This is a genomic window from Sporosarcina sp. OR05, from assembly GCF_041414805.1.
In the GTDB taxonomy this organism is placed as follows: domain Bacteria; phylum Bacillota; class Bacilli; order Bacillales_A; family Planococcaceae; genus Sporosarcina; species Sporosarcina saromensis.
The window spans coordinates 1-20,251 of the sequence record NZ_JANKJL010000022.1 but is presented as its reverse complement, the minus strand read 5'-3'; the positions used below and the strand labels follow the sequence as shown (position 1 = coordinate 20,251).

Genomic DNA, 20,251 nt, shown 5'->3' with positions numbered 1-20,251 from the left:
CAAAAAGACACCCAAAATAATGGATGTCTTCGAACTTTACAAACCAACCGAAATATACTTCACTTCAATATACTCATCAATCCCTTGGTGGCCGCCTTCCCTTCCCAGTCCACTTTGTTTAAACCCTCCAAATGGAGCTTGCGGTGTGGATGGTAAGCCATCATTCAAGCCGACGATGCCATACTCTAGCTTTTCACTCATCCGAATACCTTTTGAAAGATTTTCCGTGAAGACATAGGCAGCCAGTCCATAAATGGAGTCATTTGCGCGTTTCAATACCTCTTCTTCAGTTGCGAAAGTTGTTATCGGTGTGACGGGACCGAATGTCTCTTCTTGCATACAAATCATGTCATCTGTCACGTTAAGTAAGACAGTTGGCTCAAAGAAAAGCCCTTCTTTCCGACTTCCACCTACGGCTACGTTTGCACCTTTTTCTTGTGCATCGTCTACATGCGATTGGACTTTTTTAACTGCAGCTTCGTCAATTAATGGGCCGATGTGAACACCTTCTTGTTTTCCGTCACCGACTTGCAATTGTTTGACCCGTTCTATGAATTTAACAGAAAACGCGTCTACGATTGATTCGTGGACATAGATACGATTGGCACAAACACATGTCTGACCTGCGTTACGGTATTTTGCAGCGATGACACCTTCTACAGCTTTGTCGATATCACAGTCTTCCATCACAATTGCAGGTGCGTGGCCACCTAACTCCAATGATATTTTCTTCACCGTTTCAGCAGCACCACGCATAAGTAGTTTTCCGACTTCGGTTGAGCCAGTAAAAGTTAGTTTACGCACTCTCGCATCGTTCAACCATGCATCACCAATCGCTTTCGCATCTCCTGTGACGACGTTGATGACCCCTTCAGGAATTCCTGCTTCGTGTGCTAATTTCACTAATTTTATTGCCGTGATCGGTGTTTGTTCAGCTGGTTTGATGACGACCGTACATCCTGCAGCAAGAGCTGGCCCTACTTTTCTAGTAATCATTGCCGCCGGGAAATTCCAAGGCGTAATGACAGCAACAACGCCTACTGGTTGCTTATGCACAAAAATACGTTTGTTCGAATGACTCGCAGGCACCATTTCACCATATATACGTTTCGCTTGTTCTGCATACCACGAAATGAACCCATTTGCATAATTCATTTCCCCGCGGGCTTCATGCAATGGTTTGCCTTGTTCTACCGTCATCGTTTCCGCAAGTTCATCGATATGCTCGTTAATGAGCGCATACCATTTTTCGAGAAGCGCGCTCCGTTCATAAGCCGTTCGGTCAGACCATTTCTCAAAAGCGGTGTATGCTGCGGCGACTGCTTGCGTCGCCTCCTCGGCACCACCGTCAGGGACTGTCGCAATAACATTTCCTGTTGATGGATTGGTCACATCAATTTTGGAAAGGTCTTCTCCAACGTTTTTTCCGTTAATGATCATTGAATAAGCTTTCATCTTCCTACCTCCCATGTACTCTCTACCTATACACAATGTACCATGCTTTTTCTTCCAATTCAGTACGCAAGCCTTCAATGATAAAACCTGCTCTTTTTACGATACTTATAGAGATATACCCACCTACAGATTATGCTACACTAATTTATGTAAATACACGAAAGGCGGTTCAATGGATGAATGAAACGAACCCTATCAAACTAACTTCATTAACGACGAAAGGAGGATGCGGCTGTAAAATCGGACCCGCGGAACTATCACAAGTGCTACGAAACCTCCCCCCTGCCCCATATGATCCTCAATTACTCGTTGGGCTGGATACGAGCGACGATGCGGGTGTCTATCGACTGACTGATGAGTTGGCAATCGTTCAAACTTTGGACTTTTTCACACCGATTGTGGATGATCCATATGATTTTGGTCAAATTGCAGCGACAAACGCGATCAGTGATGTATATGCAATGGGCGGAAAGCCGATAACTGCTTTGAATATTGTTGCATTTCCTATCGCAAACTTGGACAAAGAGATTCTCACAAATATTTTAAAAGGCGCTGCTGATAAACTACAGGAAGCAGGCGTTACACTAGTAGGCGGACACTCCATTGACGACCAAGAACCAAAATTCGGTCTTGCCGTTACAGGCACTGTGCACCCTAAAAGAGTGCGAACGAATGCAGGAGCAAAAAGTGGTGACAAGCTCATTTTAACAAAACCAATCGGTGTTGGAATTCATACAACCGCTTTAAAAAACGGCATGCTCTCTGTCGAAGAAGTGAAACAAGTGACGTCCGTCATGACAACGTTAAATAAGGAGACAGCAGAGACGATGGCCAATTTCGACGTCCATGCTGCTACAGATATCACTGGTTTCGGACTACTTGGACATACGAGCGAAATGGCGAAAGCAAGTAAAGTCGGCATTCGAATCAATGCGGATCAAGTTCCCATTCTTCCCCGCACAAGAGAGCTTGCTCAAGCCGGTCGTATTCCAGGAGGAACGAAGAACAACTTTGCACATGTCCAAAATGATGTCGAGTTTGCTGCATCAATTGACGAGATCGATCGCTACATTCTTTGTGATGCCGTTACATCCGGTGGCTTACTGTTATCCGTACCTGCAGACGAAGCAGATCTTCTATTGAACGAACTCGTTGAAAACGGAGTTAACGCAGCGTTAATCGGTGAAGTCGTTCGCGAACATCAAGGAAAGATCGTTGTACAATAGATTGAAGAGGTAGAAGGTGAACATTGTGTTTCAAGATAAAACTGTAGCTGAATTACTTTCATTACAAAACAATAAAGCAAATACAATCGTCGATGTACGATCCCCTTCTGAATTCAATGAAGCGACAATACCGGGAAGTGTCAATATCCCGATTTTTTCTGATGAAGAACGGGCAGAAATCGGTACCCTTTATAAAAAAGTTAGCAAAGAAGCCGCTATTGAACGTGGGTTGGAACTGTTTTCTGCAAAACTTCCAACTTTCATTGCACAATGCAAACAGATTGGTACGCCACTGACAGTCTTTTGTTGGCGAGGTGGTATGCGAAGTAAGACAGCTGCTACGGTCTTGGACTTGATGGGTGTTGAGGTCAAGCGATTAAGCGGAGGTGTGCGAAGTTATCGGCAATGGGTCGTGAACGAACTTGAAAAAGGAGTTTTCCCTCCTGACTTGATCGTCTTAAATGGCTATACTGGTTCCGGAAAAACAATTTTATTGCACCGGCTAGTAAAAGAAGGATTTCCTATATTGGATTTGGAACAGTTTGCCGGTCACCGTGGCTCCATTTTTGGCCAAATCGGTCTAACACCTCACAATCAGAAGAAGTTTGATTCATTACTCGTTTACGAGATGCAAAAGCACTTTAACGAACCCTTTGTGTTTATTGAAGGAGAAAGCAGACGCATTGGGAAAGTTTGTGTCCCTTCGTTCTTATTAGACAAGAAAGAAAAAGGTGTACATGTATTTATTCACCTCCCAATTGAAGAGCGTGTCCGGCTGTTATTGGACATTTATAAACCTTGGCAATCACCTGCGGACTTCAATGAAGCCTTTCAACGCATTAAAAGAAGAATTCACGTACCGATTGCAAAAGAAATTGAAGAAGCATTACAAACAAATCAATTCGACCGTGCCGTTCAGTTATTGTTGCAACATTACTATGATCCGCGATATGCCTATTCAACGACCAGACAACCACAAGAGAACAATCACATGATTCTTGCAGTTTCAATTGAAGATGCATTTGAACAGCTTTTGGCACTGACGGAATCTTTAAAACAGGCAAGACACGTGAACTCATAAAAAAGCATGAAAGCAGTTGTTAAATTGCTTTCATGCTTTTTTCTATTCATTCTATCGAATTTTTCCGTTCCCTAAACAACAGAAATTGTTCAATAATAATTGCAAGTATCGTACCAGTGATCAAGCCATTGGACAAGACAGCCGTAATGGCGTGCGGCAAGTTCGACATACTCACTTGCGGGATGAACATAATTCCGACCCCTACCATGAGTCCGATTGCTGTTACTTTAAACGCGCGCTGTTCGTTCTTTTCCGCGCGCAATTCGTAAAAAGCCATCTCAACCATTTTCGTAAAAATTGCAAACGTCACTGCATAGGCTACTGCCGCTGGAAGAGACGCAAATACTGACATAACAGCCGGGAAAATTGTAATGACAATTAGCATGAAACTCCCAATAATGAACGGTTTCAACGATGCCATACGAGTCGCGCCGACAAACCCTGCTGATCCTGAAATCGGAACGGGCCCAATTGCAGAAAATAGACCTGCAAGGAGATGATTGACACCTGATGCGATCGATCCTTGTTTCATCCGATCAGGTGGAGTAATCGCAAAAGATTGTTTCAACAAACTCTCCATGACGCGAATTGATGCCATCATATTGGCGATAAGTAACAGCGTTATGAATGAGGCTGTGACGACGACACCACTGTCCCAAACCGGCTTGCCATATACGAATACATCGGGCAGTTTCAGGATTTGATCTAAATTTGCTCGGACCATATCCGCTTTTCCAATGAGAAGAAATAAGATCCAGCCAAACCCGATAGAAAGCAATACTGAATACCTCGATATCCATGGAACTTTATGATTCATCGTTAACATCGTAACAATGACAACGAGGAAACTGCCGATGAATAACAGACCGTCGATACGATCTTCCGGTCCCCCTACACCGACCATTCCACGCAGAAATGTTCCGCTCAACTGCAGAATAAGCAGCATTAAATACGTAAACGTTACTGCTGGCGTAAATAATTTTTTCATCTTACCGATGAGACCTGATAAAGCTAGGAGGACGAAAAGCACACCACTCACAATCATCCCGCTTTGTAACGATTGTAAGGCATCTTCATTCGTCGGATATAAAACACCTACCATGCCAGCATAAACAACAAAGATGCCCCACCATAAGCCGGCTGGCCCTTCATTTATCGGCATCCGATGACCGAAAATGGCCTGGACGACACATGCGACACCGAGCACAAACATTGTCCGTTGGATGAACAGTGCTGTTTCAGCAGAATCCATTCCAAAAACATTTGCAATGGCAATGGGTGCAGCAATCGATGACGCAATTAAAAAAACGGCCCATTGCAAGCCACCTAATACATACTTCATAAACACACCTCGATAACGATTGATTCATTTTTTTCTGTTCTTTAGTATAACACTTCAAGTACCGAAGTATTGTTTTATTGAAAAGATTGATTTTTAGCTTTTCCCTTAAAGTAACCATCTTGTAATATTCGTCATGTTTGAAACGAATGACGAAGGGTAATTTCATGAATAGCAATTACTAAACTATGAAAAATGACTAGGAGGCGTTCGATTATGGTACAAAGACATGTCGTTGGGTATTACAATACAGAAGCAGAAGCGGTGCAAGCAATTGAGGAGTTGAAACGCCAAGGTTACAGCTCAAGTGAGATATCGATTATTAGTAAGGATAAGGAACATGTAGAAAATATTGAAGCGCGAACGGAAACACATGCTGCTGACGGGGCGGCAACAGGTGCGGCGACTGGCGGTCTGCTCGGAGGACTCGGTGGTGTACTTGCAGGACTTGGTGCACTCGCGATTCCGGGTATCGGACCAATTATCGCAGCCGGCCCCATTGTAGCAGGCATAACGGGTGCTGCTGCAGGTGCAGGTGTCGGCGGACTTGCCGGTGCATTAATTGGCATGGGCATCCCGGAAGAAGATGCACACCGTTACACCGAATATTTTGACGAGGGTAAGATTCTCGTATTAGTAGATGGCGAGTATTTACATCCAGATAATCGTATGGACTATCCAGATCGCCCACTTGTTTAACTGCATAATAAAGGCTGTCCGTAATGTTTGGACAGCCTTTTTCAATATTAATAATACGGAGAGATCATTATATAGACTAGCACACCCGTAAAACTTACATACAACCATAATGGCATCGTCCAACGAACGATTTTACGGTGACGTTCATGTTCTCTGTTCCAAGCACGTGCGACACTTGTCAATGCAAGCGGCACAATGGCTGCTGCTAAAACGATATGTGTAATCAACACAAAATAATAAATTCCCGCTACGATCCCCGAACCACCAAACGACGTGGACGGTGCCAAATAATGATAAGACACATACGTCACAAGGAATAACGATGTTGTGAAAAACGCAGCGTAGATGAATTTCCGGTGAGCATTAATGTTTCGTTTTTTAATCGCAACAAGAGCAGCTACAAGGAACAAAAATGTGAAGCTGTTAAAAATCGCGTTCAATAACGGTAGAATCGTAATATCAAATGCGGTAAATTCTTCGACTCCCCTGCGCCCTGATAGCAAAGCGATAACCCCTATCAATACGACTGACAAAATAATGATGGCAGGTTTATAATTGCGTTTCTTAAACGGTTTACCCGATAGCCTATCCATTTCTTGATTCATAAGCAGTACATCCCTTTCTGTCCTCTATCACTTTGTAGTGTATCATATTTCATTAGAATGAGTGGTAACTTCACAGTGTTGTCAAATTCAAACAAAAAACAGCGGCTGAAGAATAATGCCTCCAACCGCCGTTTCTATTCACGATTCTCTCATCGTACGTTGTAAAAACGCTTTTGTCCGTTCTTTTTTCGGATTCGTCAATAAATCAACCGGACTTCCCGACTCGATTATTTCGCCGTTATCCATAAAGAGCACAGTATCCGCTACATCCCGTGCAAACTCCATTTCATGTGTCACGACAATCATCGTCATATGCTCCTGCGCGAGATCTTTCATCACACGAAGCACCTCCCCCGTCAATTCCGGGTCCAGTGCGGATGTCGGTTCGTCGAATAACAAAATGTCAGGGTTTCTCATTAATGCCCTAGCAATCGCAACACGTTGTTTTTGCCCACCTGAGAGCTTTGCTGGCAACACGTCGGCCTTATCAGCGAGCCCTACTTTCGCCAATAACTCTACCCCACGCTTACGAAGGTCTGCTGTACTTCCCTCTTTCAGCAATTTAGGAGCAAGGACTAAATTATCCAACACCGTTAAATGAGGAAACAAATTGAAATGTTGGAACACCATCCCCATCTTCGACGTAATTTGTTTTAATTGCTGCGGTTTTGAATAAACCCCTTCTTGGACAATGAACTGCCCATCTACCGCAATGCTCCCACCGTCAATTTCCTCTAAATGGACTAAACTCCGAAGCATCGTACTTTTCCCTGATCCAGATGGTCCAATGACCGCAACGACTTCATTTTTATTCACATTAAAAGAAATCTGTTTGAGGACTTCGAGCGGCCCAAAAGATTTCTTTAAGTTCGTCACTTCCAAAATCGCCATGCTTACAACTCCTTACTTAAAAATCATCAATCAAAACGTAATCTTCTTTCCAACCATTTAAAGAATAACGTCAAACATAACGTAATGAGTAAATAAATGATACCTGCCAATACGAACGGGACGATGGTAAAGTCACGGTTGACGGCGGTTTGTGCAAAGTGTAACAGTTCCGGTACGGCTACAGCGTATAACAGCGCAGTGTCTTTTACTAACGTAACCGATTCGTTTGCCACTGCCGGCAATGCAATTCGAATCATTTGCGGCAAAACCACTCTCGTCGTCGTCTGCCAACGATTCAGCCCAAGCACTTTTGACGCTTCATATTGTCCATTGTCAATCGCTAACAGTCCACCACGGAAGATTTCCGCAAAGTACGCTGCATAGTTTAAGATGAAACCAATCGATGCGGCCACAAACCGATCCAACACGAGGTATTCCCCGATGACCGGGATGAGCGGCAAACCAAACACGATGAAAAGCAATTGCAACAGCAATGGCGTTCCACGCATTAAATAAATATACGCATTCGCCAGCCAAGCGAGCGGTTTAATGGAACTGCGCACAGACAATGTTAACAGGAATCCAAGCGGAATGGATACGATAATGGCGATTAAAAATAATAAGACTGTCGCTTGAGCCCCTTCTAACATCGGTTTTATAATGGATATTAAATAATCGATAGACATTTGGCAAAACTCCTTCAAAAAGCAAAACAGGTTTTCACATGGAAAACCCATTTAGCACCCTATTTACTTCAATACTTTGTCTTCACCGAACCACTTCGTCGAAATGTCAGCTGCACTACCGTCTTCATTCATTTTATCCAACGCGTCTTGCAGTTTATCCAACAACTCTTCATTTCCTTTTTTCACGCCAACTCCATACTCTTCAGGCGCCAATGATTCACCAATGACTTTAAAAGTCCCTTCATCCTTAGACATGTAGTAATCAATGACGACTTCGTCGATAACGACTGCGTCCACACGACCCGCTTTCAAGTCTGTCAACGCCAATACATTATCAGCATACTCAGAGATTGACTTCACTTTTTCATGTACCGGATTTGCGCTCAAAGCATCAGATGCAGAAGATAGACCTTGCAAACCAACTTTCTTGCCAGATAGGTCGTCCAACTTCTCAATGGATGAATCCGTCAATGTCGCTACAACTTGTGCATTTTTCAAATAAGGCTTAGTAAATAGTACTTTCCCTTTACGTTCTTCAGTAATCGTATAACCGTTCCAAATCAAATCGATCCGACCACTACTCAATTCTGTTTCTTTTGTTTTCCAATCAATCGGTTGGAACTTCACTTCCATCCCCATATGCTCTGCTGCTGCTTTTGCATAATCAATATCAAAACCAGTCAATTCGTTATTCTCATCCCGGAAGCCCATTGGCGCAAATTTATCATCCACACCGATGACCAACACATCATTATTTGCTGAATTATTTTTGGATGTCCCACATGCAGCTAATACAAACAGTGTCATTACGGAGACTCCGACGAACAGTAACATTCTCTTCATGTAAAATACCTCTTTTCATGTATATTAAACTTCAACACTTTAACTCGTTAACGTATTGCTACTATAACACGATTGTTTCGCAATGAAAACCCCTTCTTTTATAGACGGAATATTACATAATTGTATAGCACGTGAAAAGGATAGCGTTTAAGATTGGTAGAAAACGGTTATTGAACAGTACACTGTTTTGAAAAACTGAGGAGGCGTGAAAGATGAACAAACAACCAAATGAAGTACCTGCAACAGAAAAACGTCGTCGATTGGAAGTCCAACACGTATATTCCCGTGATTCTAAAACGTATGAAAATGAACCAAAAGCTGCTCACCCCACTCCTGTGGACGAACAAGATTTTACTGGATCGAATCGAAACGACTTTGAAAGCAATGAACTCGGCCCGGAACCTAACGGTGTAGATCCGTCATTGCACGGTCAGTCTTTTCAGCAACAACCAGTCAATGAGTTCGATAGCAATGAACTAAATCAAAATAATACAGAAACGTACGAACAGGCCAACGAACCAAATGGAATGGACCCTGCATCATCCGTATATAAATTCGAACACGGCCAAACGTTTCAACAAACTCCAGAAGAAATAGAAGTGAACGGACTCAGCGAAGAGCCAAATGGCATGGATCCGAACAAACGTTAATGCGAGTAGAAACGAAAAGCACTAGGTACATACATTAGTATGCGCCTAGTGCTTTTTGTTTAACGACTACTCACTAAATCTTTGTCCGAAAGTATTTGATAAATCGCTGCTACTGAATGATCGGAGAGATTGTAAATCGTATGTGTATCGGTTGTCTTCATGAGCGAACCAGAATCATCGGTAATCCATAAGGCAAATTTTTCGTCATCTAAACTGAATGTGAACTGGGGAGCTGCCATATTTACGATTCCCGGCTCTTTTGTGGAATCTTTTACAGCTTGTTTGAAAGAGGATATGTCATCTACTGAAAGGTCGAATTGAATGGTTGATTGGGATGCAGTTGGATTTGTTTGCACTTTCTTTTCCGGTTGTGTATTTTGGGAACAAGCAGATAGGTACATACAAAGAGGGATGAATAGGAGTAAAATGTTCTTCATGAATATTCCACCTTTTTAAGAGTAGACGTGAGATGGGATTGGAGGTTACATAATTTGTGTGTATTTATTTTACTGTGCCTGTGCCAGAAACATTCACGTCAATTCCACCAATTTGATTAATTATGCAGTATTCAAATGAAAACCCAGTAACTGATATACTATGCACTCATCTAAATGCAATTGTGGTGAATTAACTAAATTCAAACTGGGCTCAGAGACCTGTTTTCAATCTTTACATCGGCTTCTTGATTTCCTCGATAGCATTCATAACTTGTTCATGCGGCATAACTTGGAATTGCGGCAATACCCGCTTTCCGTTATCGCCAAAACGGCCTTTCCGCGCTATCCGGTGAAGGTCGGGGTCGTACTCTTTCATTTCTTCAAGTTGATCAATGTAACTCTGAGGCAAAAACAGGTTATCATCCGCCGTGGAATGATGATAGTAAGTATCGTCCACAATCATCGTTCGCTTTTGATACAGTTCTTTGTCATCCAAAACAAAACGCTTGTTAATTTTGTCTTGAAAGAAATGTAAGTACGTCCAGTTATCTTCTCCTACTGGATTTGTCGATAGAATCATATGGAGCTTTAACGATGGATGTCGTAAACGTCCAAGTAACTCTTTAAAGCCTGCGTATTTCACTTCTGAACTTTCTTCTATCCAGATGAGTGAGACGTTGTTAATCGATTTTAACTTTGCAGACTTATCCATCCCTTTGAAAATGATTTTACTGTCATTCGGAAATCGTATGTGCATTGGTGATGACACACATCTGATTTTATGGGATAAAACCATTTCCTTAATGATTTCCTCGAACAAGAAGAATGTTGAGTCCCTGTGCGTGTCGTAAACTTCACGAACGACCAATGCCGTTCTTTTTTCTTAAATCAACTTCAATATTATTTTTAGTGCAGCGTGATAGGACTTACTGGATTCGTAGCCACCGACTAGGAACTGAAACTTCTGATTCCAGTTAAACAAAAAAATTTCAAAATGAGGATTGACTTCTTTCTGCATAGCAACCATTAGCGACCTCGCTTTCGAGTGATCATGATTTCAATTGGACCGTCATCATTGTTCCCCGTCAGTTTGTCGATTTCTGCTTCGGTTTTAGTGATATCCATTTTTAACTTTTCTTCCTGCAAACGTTTCTTGTCGCTGTCAGATAAGAGGTCGGTATACTTCGCTAGCATATCCAACGCTTTCATCTTGTCTAAAAGCTTGACAGATACACCATCTTTACCTTGCTTCACTTCTGTAATCAAAGATCCATCAACTTCATCAGCATTCTTCAAGTTAACGTAGTTCAGTAAGTAGGTTACTTTCTCGCCTTCATCATCAAGGATAGGCTCGCCAAGTTCATTCATTGCTACGACTTCTTCTGAACCGAATACAACAAAGTCTGTGATGTCTGCAAAGGCGATGACGATGTATTGCTGGAGAACGACATCAGCACTTAACAATAAACCAGTTGCCCCTTTCTTCTTTCATCTTTGTTATCTCGTCACGGATATTAGCATTTACTTGCAGACGACTGCCGTTGACATTAGTGACATTAGCTGTCTTGTAGTCACACTCATAAGCCTTTCGATAAACCTTCGTCGCATTGAAGTATCTAATGTAGTAAATACAAAAAAGCCGTTGTTTGTCGTTCAAATCGTCAGACTCTACAACAGGCTCAAATACCTCTTTTTCCGTTGCATCCTTTTAGGTATGGTTGCATCCTTTTGCGTTTTGGTTGCATCCTTTTTCGGTGCACCCCTCGACCACTTATCACGGCTCTTTCTGCTCTTTAAAGTACCGAGCTTCACACCATGCTTTTCTGCTAATGTAGCAAGAGTTATTTTAGTTGTTTCCCACTCTCTCTGAATCTCTTCCCAGTTAGGCATTTCACATCACCACTCACTCCTTTATTTTCAGACATAGAAAAAGCACCCCAAAGGATGCTCTTATACAACTTTCATTCTGTTAATAGACTGTAGATCGACTTTATTTGGTTTCCTGCACTAATATTATTTTTCCCATCTGAGTCTTCTTTGTTGTGAAATATTAAATCAGTGCCATCTTTAAACTTAATTTGGATTCCAACTTCCCTATCTCTACCTAAAGTCAATTCAACCTCAATTATGCTGGATGTTTTTATATTTGCTATAGTTATGCATTCAAGTTTTCCACCATCATCTTTAATTAATTCAACAACCTTAATATTCACTTTTCCAAAGTAATAAAGTTTATCTGTTAATTCTTCCGCATAAAAACCTCTTGCGTAAAACATGGAGTTCACATCATTAATTTCTACTTTGTGGTCCACAGTTAAATCACTAATAAATTCCCTTAGTTGATGCCCTTTATACCTATCAAAAGCATCCATAGAATTTAAGTAATCTTCCAATATCATATTTTCACCTCCCACTGACACTATTCGCCAAGAAAGGTGAAAATCCTTCACAAAGAGCTATAGATTCAGAACACCGTGCCCCCCTTTAATTTTTAGGCGTAGAAAAAATACTCAGTCTAGAGTGGCAACTTTTTAATTTTAATATCTTGATTACATGTTTCAGAATATTCTCCTGCAGCTTCCTTTAAAAATCGTTCAATCGTTTGCTCGACAAGCGCCATGTCCAGATTACTTTTTTCAATTCCTTCTTGAAATTTCTCTTTAATCGCAAATGATGGTTCTTCGCCTGCAGGTATAACCCAATACTCCAATTCATTTTCTAATGTGACAGCGTCAACCGGCTCTTGAACTAACCCATCTTTATTAACATCGAAAGCTAATAAAGAGGGTTTCCCACTTTTATCTATTTGTCCGATGATAACGGAAATATTATAAACAGTTACATTTTCACTAAACATCTGTCCCCTTATAAACCCCAAAATAATTTCAGCAGTTGTTTCAATTTCTGTCTCTTGAGCAATTTCACTGTCAAGAAAGTTCATTAGATTAAGGACGAGGCTTGATTCAAACAGCCCCGCGAACGCAAAAAGTTTATCGTGCTTACGAAAAATCTTTTGTTGCGACTCGTTTCGATCATCCACTTCTATCACGCCATCTTCCGCCAAGCTATAAATAACTTCCAACGAATCGCTACCAAATAATACATATGGCTTTTCTCCACTAGGTGGATATGCAGCCATTGCAATCAGAACGGTCAATCCAACTCCTCCTTTTTTTCTCATTATAACAAAAAGAGAGTAATGTTGTGATCGCTTGTATGTATCGGGGCTATTGGAGTGACCCGGTCGACCGAGCGCCCCCCTCCTTTAATGGTTCCCCTCACATATGCAGACTTTAATTAACGGTGCCTGTGTCAGAATCATTTACGTCAATTCAACCAATTTGATTATTTATACAGTAATCAACTGAAAACCCAGCAACTATTACACTTTGCACTCATCTAAATTCAATAGTAGTAAATTAACTGAATTCAACCTGGCACAGGGACCTCTTTTAAAACATTCCGCCATAGTTCTGCTAGACTCTTGGAAAAGCATGTGAATAAAAGTATCGAACCTATTGAAAAGTTGTATTTTCAGTTTACTTTTTAGTTCAAGCAACACTTCTATTTTTGAATAGCCAGTTGGACAATTGGATAATTTATAAATGGCAAAACTACTACAAAAAGAAAGAACCCACTGGTTGATCCGGTAGGTTCTACTTATATCGAAATACTCACTAATAATAATTATTTCCTTTATTGACTATTTACAGTAATCTTCAATATTAGAGTGAACATAATAACCTGAAACAAGCGTTTTACCCCCATCGAATAGATTGAAAGTAACTGTCTCACCATCGTTACTTTCAAGCGTAGCTTGATGTTCGAGGTCAAATTCCATTTTTTCCGTACCTTCTCTCATTGAACTGTTGATATCGATTAATACTTTATCAATTGTTACTTGATTATCAATAACAACCGTTTTACCATTTGTACACTGAATTGAGAGTTTAATCATTTCACCTTCTATTAAAGGTTCGGAAAAAGGTTTACATGCACTTAAAAGGATCAGACAAGGACCAATCCATAACAGCTTTTTCATATACTCATTCCTTATGTTTTTTGGATTCCTCAACTAACTGTCCAACTTCAGGTGATATTACTTTTTCTTGAATTTTCGATAAGGTCTCTTGGACTGACAATTCTAAATCAAGGGCTGCCAACTCTTCAAAAGTTAATTCATCTTGATTCTTTAACTTTTTAAGGATATTAGCATCCTTAGAACCAATGTTATAAATTCAGACCGGAGGAACTGGACGATATTTCCTAAATGAAGAATCATCAATTGACGGCGCCTTTGTCAGAAACATTCACGTCAATTCAACCAATTTGATTATTTATACAGGAATCAACTGAAAACCCAGCAACTATTACACTTTGCACTCATCTAAATGCAATTGTAGTGAATTAACTGAATTCAAACTTGCACCTTTTTTTAAAGTGATGCCGTCCAATTCTCAGTGATTCTTAAAGCCATTTGATAGATTGTTAATGGCTAAAACAGCCACGAAAACACCTTCCTTCTATTACATAGGATTTATTCCAAGCGTCCGATAAATACCTTCTAGTTAATACATTGTATGAATAGAGCATAATTCTTATAATAACTTGAAAAATCTTACCCCTTTTTATTAATCCATGTTCCTTACTTGTGCTGATTAGTTAAAATGAAAAGCAACCTCCCTTTATTTTATGGAAGTTGCTTTCTCATTCCTAGACGCGTTTAGGCGGCACACAACCATCCCTTTTACCGCACATTTACCTCATAAAAACTCTTATACATCTCTTCCAAATTCCGTTTACTACGATTCACTGATTGAATTGTTACTCCATTCTTTATCAACCATTCAAGATATTTCTCCAACTCATATGCCGGATCCGTAAATAAACGATTGTCCAATAGACGATAAGGCAATTGACTGTCCGACATCACTTTTTCCAATGAAGTTTCGGCGGGCACCACAACTTCAATTTGAAATGGGTCATTTCCATCAAGCAGCATATCATTTTTAACCAACTCGCCATCTTTGATGAACCAGATCGTGCTCGTCAAATCTTCCAATATATCCAGGTTATGTGTGGAAATGAGTAGGCTAATCCCTTTGGCATGTAATGCGCGAATCAATTCCTTCAGTTCAATTACACTTGTCGGATCTAACCCATTGAAAGGTTCATCCATCAAGATAATGAGCGGTTTTGTCAGGATACTTAACGCAATCAGCAGATGCTGTCGCATGCCGTATGAATAAGACTTGACAGGATTATTGACATACGTCCGGATTCCTATCAATTGTATAACTTCATCGATTTCCTTCTTGTCCAGATTATAAATACTCGCGACAAATGCCAAATGATCGTATCCTGTGAGATGCATATAGAGGTAGTTGTCACTTGGTAGGAATGTGACATATCTGAAGAATTCAGGATTCTGGTTAGAAATGCCTTTAATCCGCACTGAGCCGCTTTCTACATCTTCCAATGCTAAAACGGAACGCATCAAAGTAGATTTCCCCGCCCCATTTGGCCCCACAAGACCGATGATATCGCCTTCATTCATTTCAAACGTAATTTCTTTCAGGATACTTCGTTTCCCATAGTTCTTCGTAAGCTGATCGACTTTTAAAATCGACATATTACGCCTTCCTCCTTCCTGCTAGTAAGCCGATGATGAACAACAGGATTCCACTGACAAATAGAATGATACTTCCGTTGATGAAGTTCACAGCAGCTGAATTCGCGACAATCGATTTCCAACCATCCACGACATTCCATGTATCAAAATACGTGAATGGATTCAAAAACATATAACTTGCCGACGTATACTGACTAGCCAAGAAATAGCCTGTAAATACCAGCAGCAACGTAATGATAATCGTCACATACTGATTTTTCACCCATCTCCCCACTAAGCTAAACAAACTGTTCAAAAAGAAGATTTGAGCCATAATCAGCATGCCGCTCTTCATGATAAGCATGAGCAAACTTTCAAAATAGAAATTGACATTATCTCCATAAGAATAAAATACCCCGTCGTCGGCACTTTCATTTGAAGTAACATCGGGCGACAATTCAAGCGTGAAGCCATCCTCGTAACTCCCCGTCGCATATACTAAAATTGGATATTGCGATTCACCTATACCACCGATTAGTGAACTGAATAGGAATACAATGCCCCCACATAGAACAAGCAATCCGTAAGCAATCATCAGATTGTAAGCCCACTTGCTTACATAGATTGAACGGAAAGAAATCGTTTTGGTTTTCATGAAATTGATGGACGGATTCGGCTGTCGCTCATCGGACAAGCTTGTCCATAATAAAAGGATGAAGACACCCATACCAAACAACATCATATTCCAATTCAAGTATTTGTAGACAGAAAACAGGCTGCTATTTCCATACTTCGTATTCCGCTCTTGATTCGCTTTGAGTATTGTGTAATGAACGTCATTAAGGGCCGTGCTTGGGTCCTGAAAATGTGAAATCCACAGAGGTCCAATCGGCCATGGCGTAATTTCCTTTTCCGCTAGAATACGTTGCTGCTCTTCAGAAGCCATTACCGTTACATCCCATAGATTTCGATCTAATTCTTTATAGGATGGTTCCTTTCGTATGGTGTTCATTGTTTCCCGAAACTTTTCAGGAAAGTTCTTTTCTCCAATTTCGTTCATTAAATCATCTAACAAGCGATAGGAGAGATCCATATTTTCAATCATAATCGTATATGGATTCTCGGCGGAAACGAACTCCGTCTCTTCACCGGATTTTTCGTGATCAGCACGCATCATTTCAATTTCCATATCAAACTCTTCTTCAAGCACTTTCCAATGCATTTGCTGTTCAACGTAAAAATTTTGCTGTTCTTCAATTACTAGCAAATACGTTTTGGGAAGATTTTGATATTGTTGATTAACAAAGATGTACGTACCCCCGATAATTCCAACTAACAGAATTAGCGATAAGAGCACATGACCTTTTCGCTTCTTTTTTAGATGTTCAAATTGAATCAGCTTCCACCTGTTTTTGGGCGCATACTGTTTTCGGATAGAATGGAGCACAGGGACTTTAAGGTACAATCCCTTCGATTTGAAAACCGGATAGGAAGCGATTAAAAAAATAATAAGCAGAACAGACATACCAACCAAATAGGGCACAAAATGATGCGTAGGCAGCAGATGCATTTCGTATGAAACAATTAAATGGATTGGATTAACGATGTAAAAACCGAATTGAACTGAGACAATATAAGCGATTACGAGAGGCAAAGTAATTATGGTTAACAACGTACCCATACTAAATCGTTGTTTGAATAAACAAATTGCCGATACGAGCAGCAATGAAACAAAAATTCCCCAGCCTATCGGCATATAGAGAAGCCATTTCCATACAGGTACCATCAATGTATCTGCACCCACTACAACTTCAATTGGATAGTGGATTGTTTTCAAATTTCCAGTGACCAAAGGAGGTAGAAATGATAAGAAGCTTGCCAGAATTATGTATCCAACTACGATTAGTAAAAATGGTATCAAATAGCCATAATAGATAACAGGATTCGATAACGATTTTACTTTTAAAAAATCAAATATCCGATTCTGTTCATCCGATTTATATTTATAGATGAAAATAAGTAAAAATAGAAACGCGGTAATTGGGCTGAATAATAATTGAAATAATTTCTTAGTAAACAAAGCAGTGTTATAAGGAGTCTCTTGTTCAGTGTAGGATAAATTATACTTCTTTAAGATTTCTGCTTTCCGTTGTTCGATATGCAAAACATCTATATTTTGATAAGGAATGGAAATAGTACTTTCATACACGCTGTATTCTTTAATATAATCTAGATTTTCGGATGAAATATCTAAATCTTCATCATTTAACTTACTTTCTATTGTTTTTAAATATTCTTCTTGGATTAATAAACTATCTAATCCACGTTCCGCCTCTTCTGATAAACCAATATTCCTCTTCTTGTTTAAAGCTCTTCCAATTAAAAAATCAATATTCTCTAACCGTTTTTCAAAAGTAGCCTGTAACTCTTTTTTAGTTGCCCCTGATTGTGTAGTGTTGATTCCGTAAAGTAATAATATAAAAACAATTAATACAAGCGATAGCCACAAGACGTATTTGCTCTTGATAATCCCTTTAACCATAAAGGCAATTATTTTTCTCATCAACTCACTCCCCATATCATTGAACATTATCCAGTGATTCCTCTTCGTATTTTACAAACCTTGACCTTACCTACTCTGATTCAATAGTACTTTTTTATAAATGTTCATTTTCCGATTGCCAATATAAAAAAAAAACCTTTAAGCAGTAGTATAAACATTAGTGAATTTACACAATATCAACTTAAAGGGGTACATAAAAAATGCTTTGTACGACTTTTCTATATATTAATTATCTTCCAGCAGATAAGGATCTACGTAAGGTGCAGCATCAAGCCAACCATTAAATATCGAGTATCCATTCGTAGGATGAAAACCTCTATTGTATAAATACCCAGAGTACGTTTTTCCGTTTCGGACTTCTGTAACCCAAATAGCTGATGTATATGTTGGAGCTTTAAGTTGTTCCACAAATATCCTATCTGCCATGGGAGTAATTTGCGCGTTAACGTTATCAGAAGCTTGGACACTTGAGAATGGTGCTGATAATCCTAAACATAAAGCGGCGATTAAACTTAAAGATAATACTTTAATCTTCTTCATAAATTTATTCCTCCATCTCTATTTTTTAGTATAAAAAAGAAACTCTCACGAAGAATATCGGCCGATAGTTCTCACAATTCAATCATTCCATATTCCACCAATATTGTCCATAACTATTTATTGCGCAAATGAGCTATGAAAAGTAGCGTTTTTAGAGCATTTTCAGACAGCATTTTCGCAAATGATAGGCATTTTACAATTCATGCGTATATTCTTCTGAAATTCCTGGCAGTTCTTCGTCTTCTCCACTCAATTGGAAAGCAGCCGCACTCCCCCAAAGGAAAAATACAATAAGGAATCCAAACATCCATCGCTTCATCTCAGCCACCCTTTTAGCCAACTATCATTTTATAAAAATCCACCGCTTTTTTATATTTGCCATTTCTAGCATAGAGGTCTGCAAGTTTTTTTGCGTAATCCATCCATTGTTTATGACTACCTCTTTTTTTAAAGAAGTGGAATGCCGACAACATTGCATTTTCTATCTTTTTTTCATCTTGTGAACATACGGCTTCATATGCATTAAAGTGGTGCTCATAATACTCTCTTTTTCTCTCATGCAATTCAGGCACTAGTCCTGATCCTTCTTTCAAACATTTTTTTACCTGATCCAGTCTTCCTATTTTTTCATATTCCTTCACCAAAGAATAGATAGAGTACAACAGTTCACTCGGAAGCTCTTTATGATCGATAGCTATTTCAAAATGTGAAATGGCACGCTCCGACTCACCCATCACCGAATAAACATCGCCAATATTTTGGTGAAGAATGCCTAGTAAGGAATCCAAGTCAAACTGAATGCAAATCATTTCAACAAGATGGAATACTTCGAGAGCTTTTGTTAAATTATCATTATTTTTGTAAGCTACTCCGCAAATCATATGGCATTCCACTACCCGCTGTTCCATCATTATTGATTCAAAATAGGCAAGCGCTTGCTTAGCTTGTACAAGTGCCTCAAATTTCTGCCCATTCGCCATAAGAACGACAGATAGGACATAGGCAAAATCAGCTCGTTCAAATGGCGAGAGTGCAAGACTTTCCGTCATGCATTTCGCCTTTGAGAGCGCTTCCAAACTTTCTTTTAACTCACCGTTTGTATATAAAGACATTCCTTTCATTTATAAAACAGCAAAGGCTTGTTGAGGTGTCAATTCCGATTGAATGTCTTGATACTTTGCAAGTTTCCTCCGTGTTTCTTTTTCTCCGCCTTTCAACACTAGACTTAACCGTATTGCCATCAGTTCTAACTCTATTCTTGTCTGTATTCCAGCTGAAGGGAACTTGTCCGTTAACTCACTAATGAGTCTAGCTGCCCCTTCTTGATCACGCGTGTTTATGATCCTTTCATAACGCACTACATAATCCTCGACACGAACCCTTTCATCTTTGAAGTCGTCTGAGATGGCAATACCCAATCTCTTGGATAGCTTATCCAATACCTCATCACGGCCCTTAATGTTCCCGTTTTCAATTCTGCTTAGTTGCGATTCAGAACAAATCCCCTTAGCCAAGACAGCCTGTTTCATTTTTTGAGAGAGCCGCTCCATCTTGATCATATATCCAACATGCATTTACATCACCTACTTATGGGTATATTCATCGACAGTCTATCCCGTCTGATG

Annotated in this window: 22 protein-coding genes and 1 pseudogene; 4 read left to right on the top strand and 19 right to left on the bottom strand. The window is 40.0% G+C overall.

The features are described 5' to 3' along the window. Window positions 1-36 precede the first annotated feature (36 nt). On the bottom strand, window positions 37-1,455 hold the full coding sequence (locus NRI27_RS17750) for an NAD-dependent succinate-semialdehyde dehydrogenase (RefSeq protein WP_317944441.1): 1,419 nt from the start codon (window positions 1,453-1,455) through the stop codon (window positions 37-39). 176 nt (window positions 1,456-1,631) lie between these two features. Here NRI27_RS17750 and selD point away from each other — a divergent pair, with 176 nt between their 5' ends. Beyond that, complete coding sequence (gene selD / locus NRI27_RS17745) at window positions 1,632-2,681, top strand: selenide, water dikinase SelD (protein WP_371391878.1); 1,050 nt, start codon at window positions 1,632-1,634, stop codon at window positions 2,679-2,681. A gap of 16 nt (window positions 2,682-2,697) precedes the next feature. Beyond that, window positions 2,698-3,762 carry a tRNA 2-selenouridine(34) synthase MnmH gene (gene mnmH, locus NRI27_RS17740; RefSeq protein ID WP_371391877.1) on the top strand — a complete coding sequence of 355 codons (1,065 nt, stop codon included), beginning with the start codon at window positions 2,698-2,700 and terminating at the stop codon, window positions 3,760-3,762. A 46-nt stretch (window positions 3,763-3,808) separates the two neighbouring features. Here mnmH and NRI27_RS17735 read toward each other — a convergent pair whose 3' ends face one another. Beyond that, window positions 3,809-5,104 (bottom strand): purine/pyrimidine permease, encoded by a 1,296-nt coding sequence (locus NRI27_RS17735; RefSeq protein WP_371391876.1) that lies wholly within the window; start codon window positions 5,102-5,104, stop codon window positions 3,809-3,811. Between the two features lie 213 nt (window positions 5,105-5,317). Between NRI27_RS17735 and NRI27_RS17730 the strand changes: the two genes are divergently transcribed. Next, complete coding sequence (locus NRI27_RS17730) at window positions 5,318-5,800, top strand: general stress protein (RefSeq protein ID WP_317944446.1); 483 nt, start codon at window positions 5,318-5,320, stop codon at window positions 5,798-5,800. A 47-nt stretch (window positions 5,801-5,847) separates the two neighbouring features. Here the strand turns inward: NRI27_RS17730 and NRI27_RS17725 are convergent, their stop codons facing one another. From NRI27_RS17725 to NRI27_RS17710, 4 genes are all read right to left on the bottom strand, one after another. Continuing rightward, window positions 5,848-6,405 carry a DUF420 domain-containing protein gene (locus NRI27_RS17725; RefSeq protein WP_371391875.1) on the bottom strand — a complete coding sequence of 186 codons (558 nt, stop codon included), beginning with the start codon at window positions 6,403-6,405 and terminating at the stop codon, window positions 5,848-5,850. 138 nt (window positions 6,406-6,543) lie between these two features. Next, window positions 6,544-7,296: an amino acid ABC transporter ATP-binding protein gene (locus NRI27_RS17720; protein ID WP_371391874.1), complete on the bottom strand. Its 753-nt coding sequence runs from the start codon at window positions 7,294-7,296 to the stop codon at window positions 6,544-6,546. Between the two features lie 26 nt (window positions 7,297-7,322). Further along, the gene (locus NRI27_RS17715; protein ID WP_371391873.1) at window positions 7,323-7,982 is read right to left on the bottom strand and encodes an amino acid ABC transporter permease; all 660 of its coding nucleotides are present in this window, start codon (window positions 7,980-7,982) and stop codon (window positions 7,323-7,325) included. Window positions 7,983-8,045: 63 nt separating this feature from the next. Then, the gene (locus tag NRI27_RS17710; protein ID WP_371391872.1) at window positions 8,046-8,825 is read right to left on the bottom strand and encodes an amino acid ABC transporter substrate-binding protein; all 780 of its coding nucleotides are present in this window, start codon (window positions 8,823-8,825) and stop codon (window positions 8,046-8,048) included. Between the two features lie 212 nt (window positions 8,826-9,037). On the opposite strand from NRI27_RS17710, the gene NRI27_RS17705 reads away from it, so the two are divergent. Continuing rightward, complete coding sequence (locus NRI27_RS17705; RefSeq protein ID WP_371391871.1) at window positions 9,038-9,475, top strand: hypothetical protein; 438 nt, start codon at window positions 9,038-9,040, stop codon at window positions 9,473-9,475. Between the two features lie 59 nt (window positions 9,476-9,534). Here NRI27_RS17705 and NRI27_RS17700 read toward each other — a convergent pair whose 3' ends face one another. The 13 genes and pseudogenes from NRI27_RS17700 to NRI27_RS17640 all read right to left on the bottom strand — a co-directional run bounded on the left by NRI27_RS17700 (window position 9,535) and on the right by NRI27_RS17640 (window position 20,200). Beyond that, window positions 9,535-9,912: a YhfM domain-containing protein gene (locus NRI27_RS17700; protein WP_371391870.1), complete on the bottom strand. Its 378-nt coding sequence runs from the start codon at window positions 9,910-9,912 to the stop codon at window positions 9,535-9,537. A 235-nt stretch (window positions 9,913-10,147) separates the two neighbouring features. Beyond that, window positions 10,148-10,930, bottom strand: a pseudogene (locus tag NRI27_RS17695) (PBSX family phage terminase large subunit); the annotation flags it as partial. Between the two features lie 8 nt (window positions 10,931-10,938). Then, window positions 10,939-11,376 (bottom strand): terminase small subunit, encoded by a 438-nt coding sequence (locus tag NRI27_RS17690; protein WP_371391869.1) that lies wholly within the window; start codon window positions 11,374-11,376, stop codon window positions 10,939-10,941. Next, window positions 11,363-11,569 (bottom strand): terminase small subunit, encoded by a 207-nt coding sequence (locus NRI27_RS17685; RefSeq protein WP_371391868.1) that lies wholly within the window; start codon window positions 11,567-11,569, stop codon window positions 11,363-11,365. The genes NRI27_RS17690 and NRI27_RS17685 overlap by 14 nt, the downstream gene beginning before the upstream one ends. A gap of 304 nt (window positions 11,570-11,873) precedes the next feature. Further along, on the bottom strand, window positions 11,874-12,311 hold the full coding sequence (locus NRI27_RS17680) for a hypothetical protein (protein WP_371391867.1): 438 nt from the start codon (window positions 12,309-12,311) through the stop codon (window positions 11,874-11,876). Between the two features lie 116 nt (window positions 12,312-12,427). After that, a complete protein-coding gene (locus tag NRI27_RS17675; protein WP_371391866.1) occupies window positions 12,428-13,069 on the bottom strand; it encodes an Ntn hydrolase family protein in 642 nt (213 codons plus the stop codon). Window positions 13,070-13,615: 546 nt separating this feature from the next. Continuing rightward, the gene (locus tag NRI27_RS17670; RefSeq protein WP_371391865.1) at window positions 13,616-13,954 is read right to left on the bottom strand and encodes a hypothetical protein; all 339 of its coding nucleotides are present in this window, start codon (window positions 13,952-13,954) and stop codon (window positions 13,616-13,618) included. 705 nt (window positions 13,955-14,659) lie between these two features. Further along, window positions 14,660-15,544, bottom strand: coding sequence for an ABC transporter ATP-binding protein (locus tag NRI27_RS17665; RefSeq protein WP_371391864.1), 885 nt, complete (start codon window positions 15,542-15,544; stop codon window positions 14,660-14,662). 1 nt (window position 15,545) lies between these two features. Further along, window positions 15,546-18,086, bottom strand: coding sequence for a hypothetical protein (locus tag NRI27_RS17660; protein ID WP_371391863.1), 2,541 nt, complete (start codon window positions 18,084-18,086; stop codon window positions 15,546-15,548). A gap of 225 nt (window positions 18,087-18,311) precedes the next feature. Continuing rightward, a complete protein-coding gene (locus NRI27_RS17655; RefSeq protein ID WP_317944476.1) occupies window positions 18,312-18,626 on the bottom strand; it encodes a hypothetical protein in 315 nt (104 codons plus the stop codon). A 193-nt stretch (window positions 18,627-18,819) separates the two neighbouring features. Continuing rightward, complete coding sequence (locus tag NRI27_RS17650) at window positions 18,820-18,945, bottom strand: hypothetical protein (protein ID WP_371391862.1); 126 nt, start codon at window positions 18,943-18,945, stop codon at window positions 18,820-18,822. Between the two features lie 13 nt (window positions 18,946-18,958). Continuing rightward, complete coding sequence (locus tag NRI27_RS17645) at window positions 18,959-19,747, bottom strand: tetratricopeptide repeat protein (protein WP_371391861.1); 789 nt, start codon at window positions 19,745-19,747, stop codon at window positions 18,959-18,961. Next, window positions 19,748-20,200 (bottom strand): helix-turn-helix domain-containing protein, encoded by a 453-nt coding sequence (locus NRI27_RS17640; RefSeq protein WP_371391860.1) that lies wholly within the window; start codon window positions 20,198-20,200, stop codon window positions 19,748-19,750. Window positions 20,201-20,251: the final 51 nt, after the last annotated feature.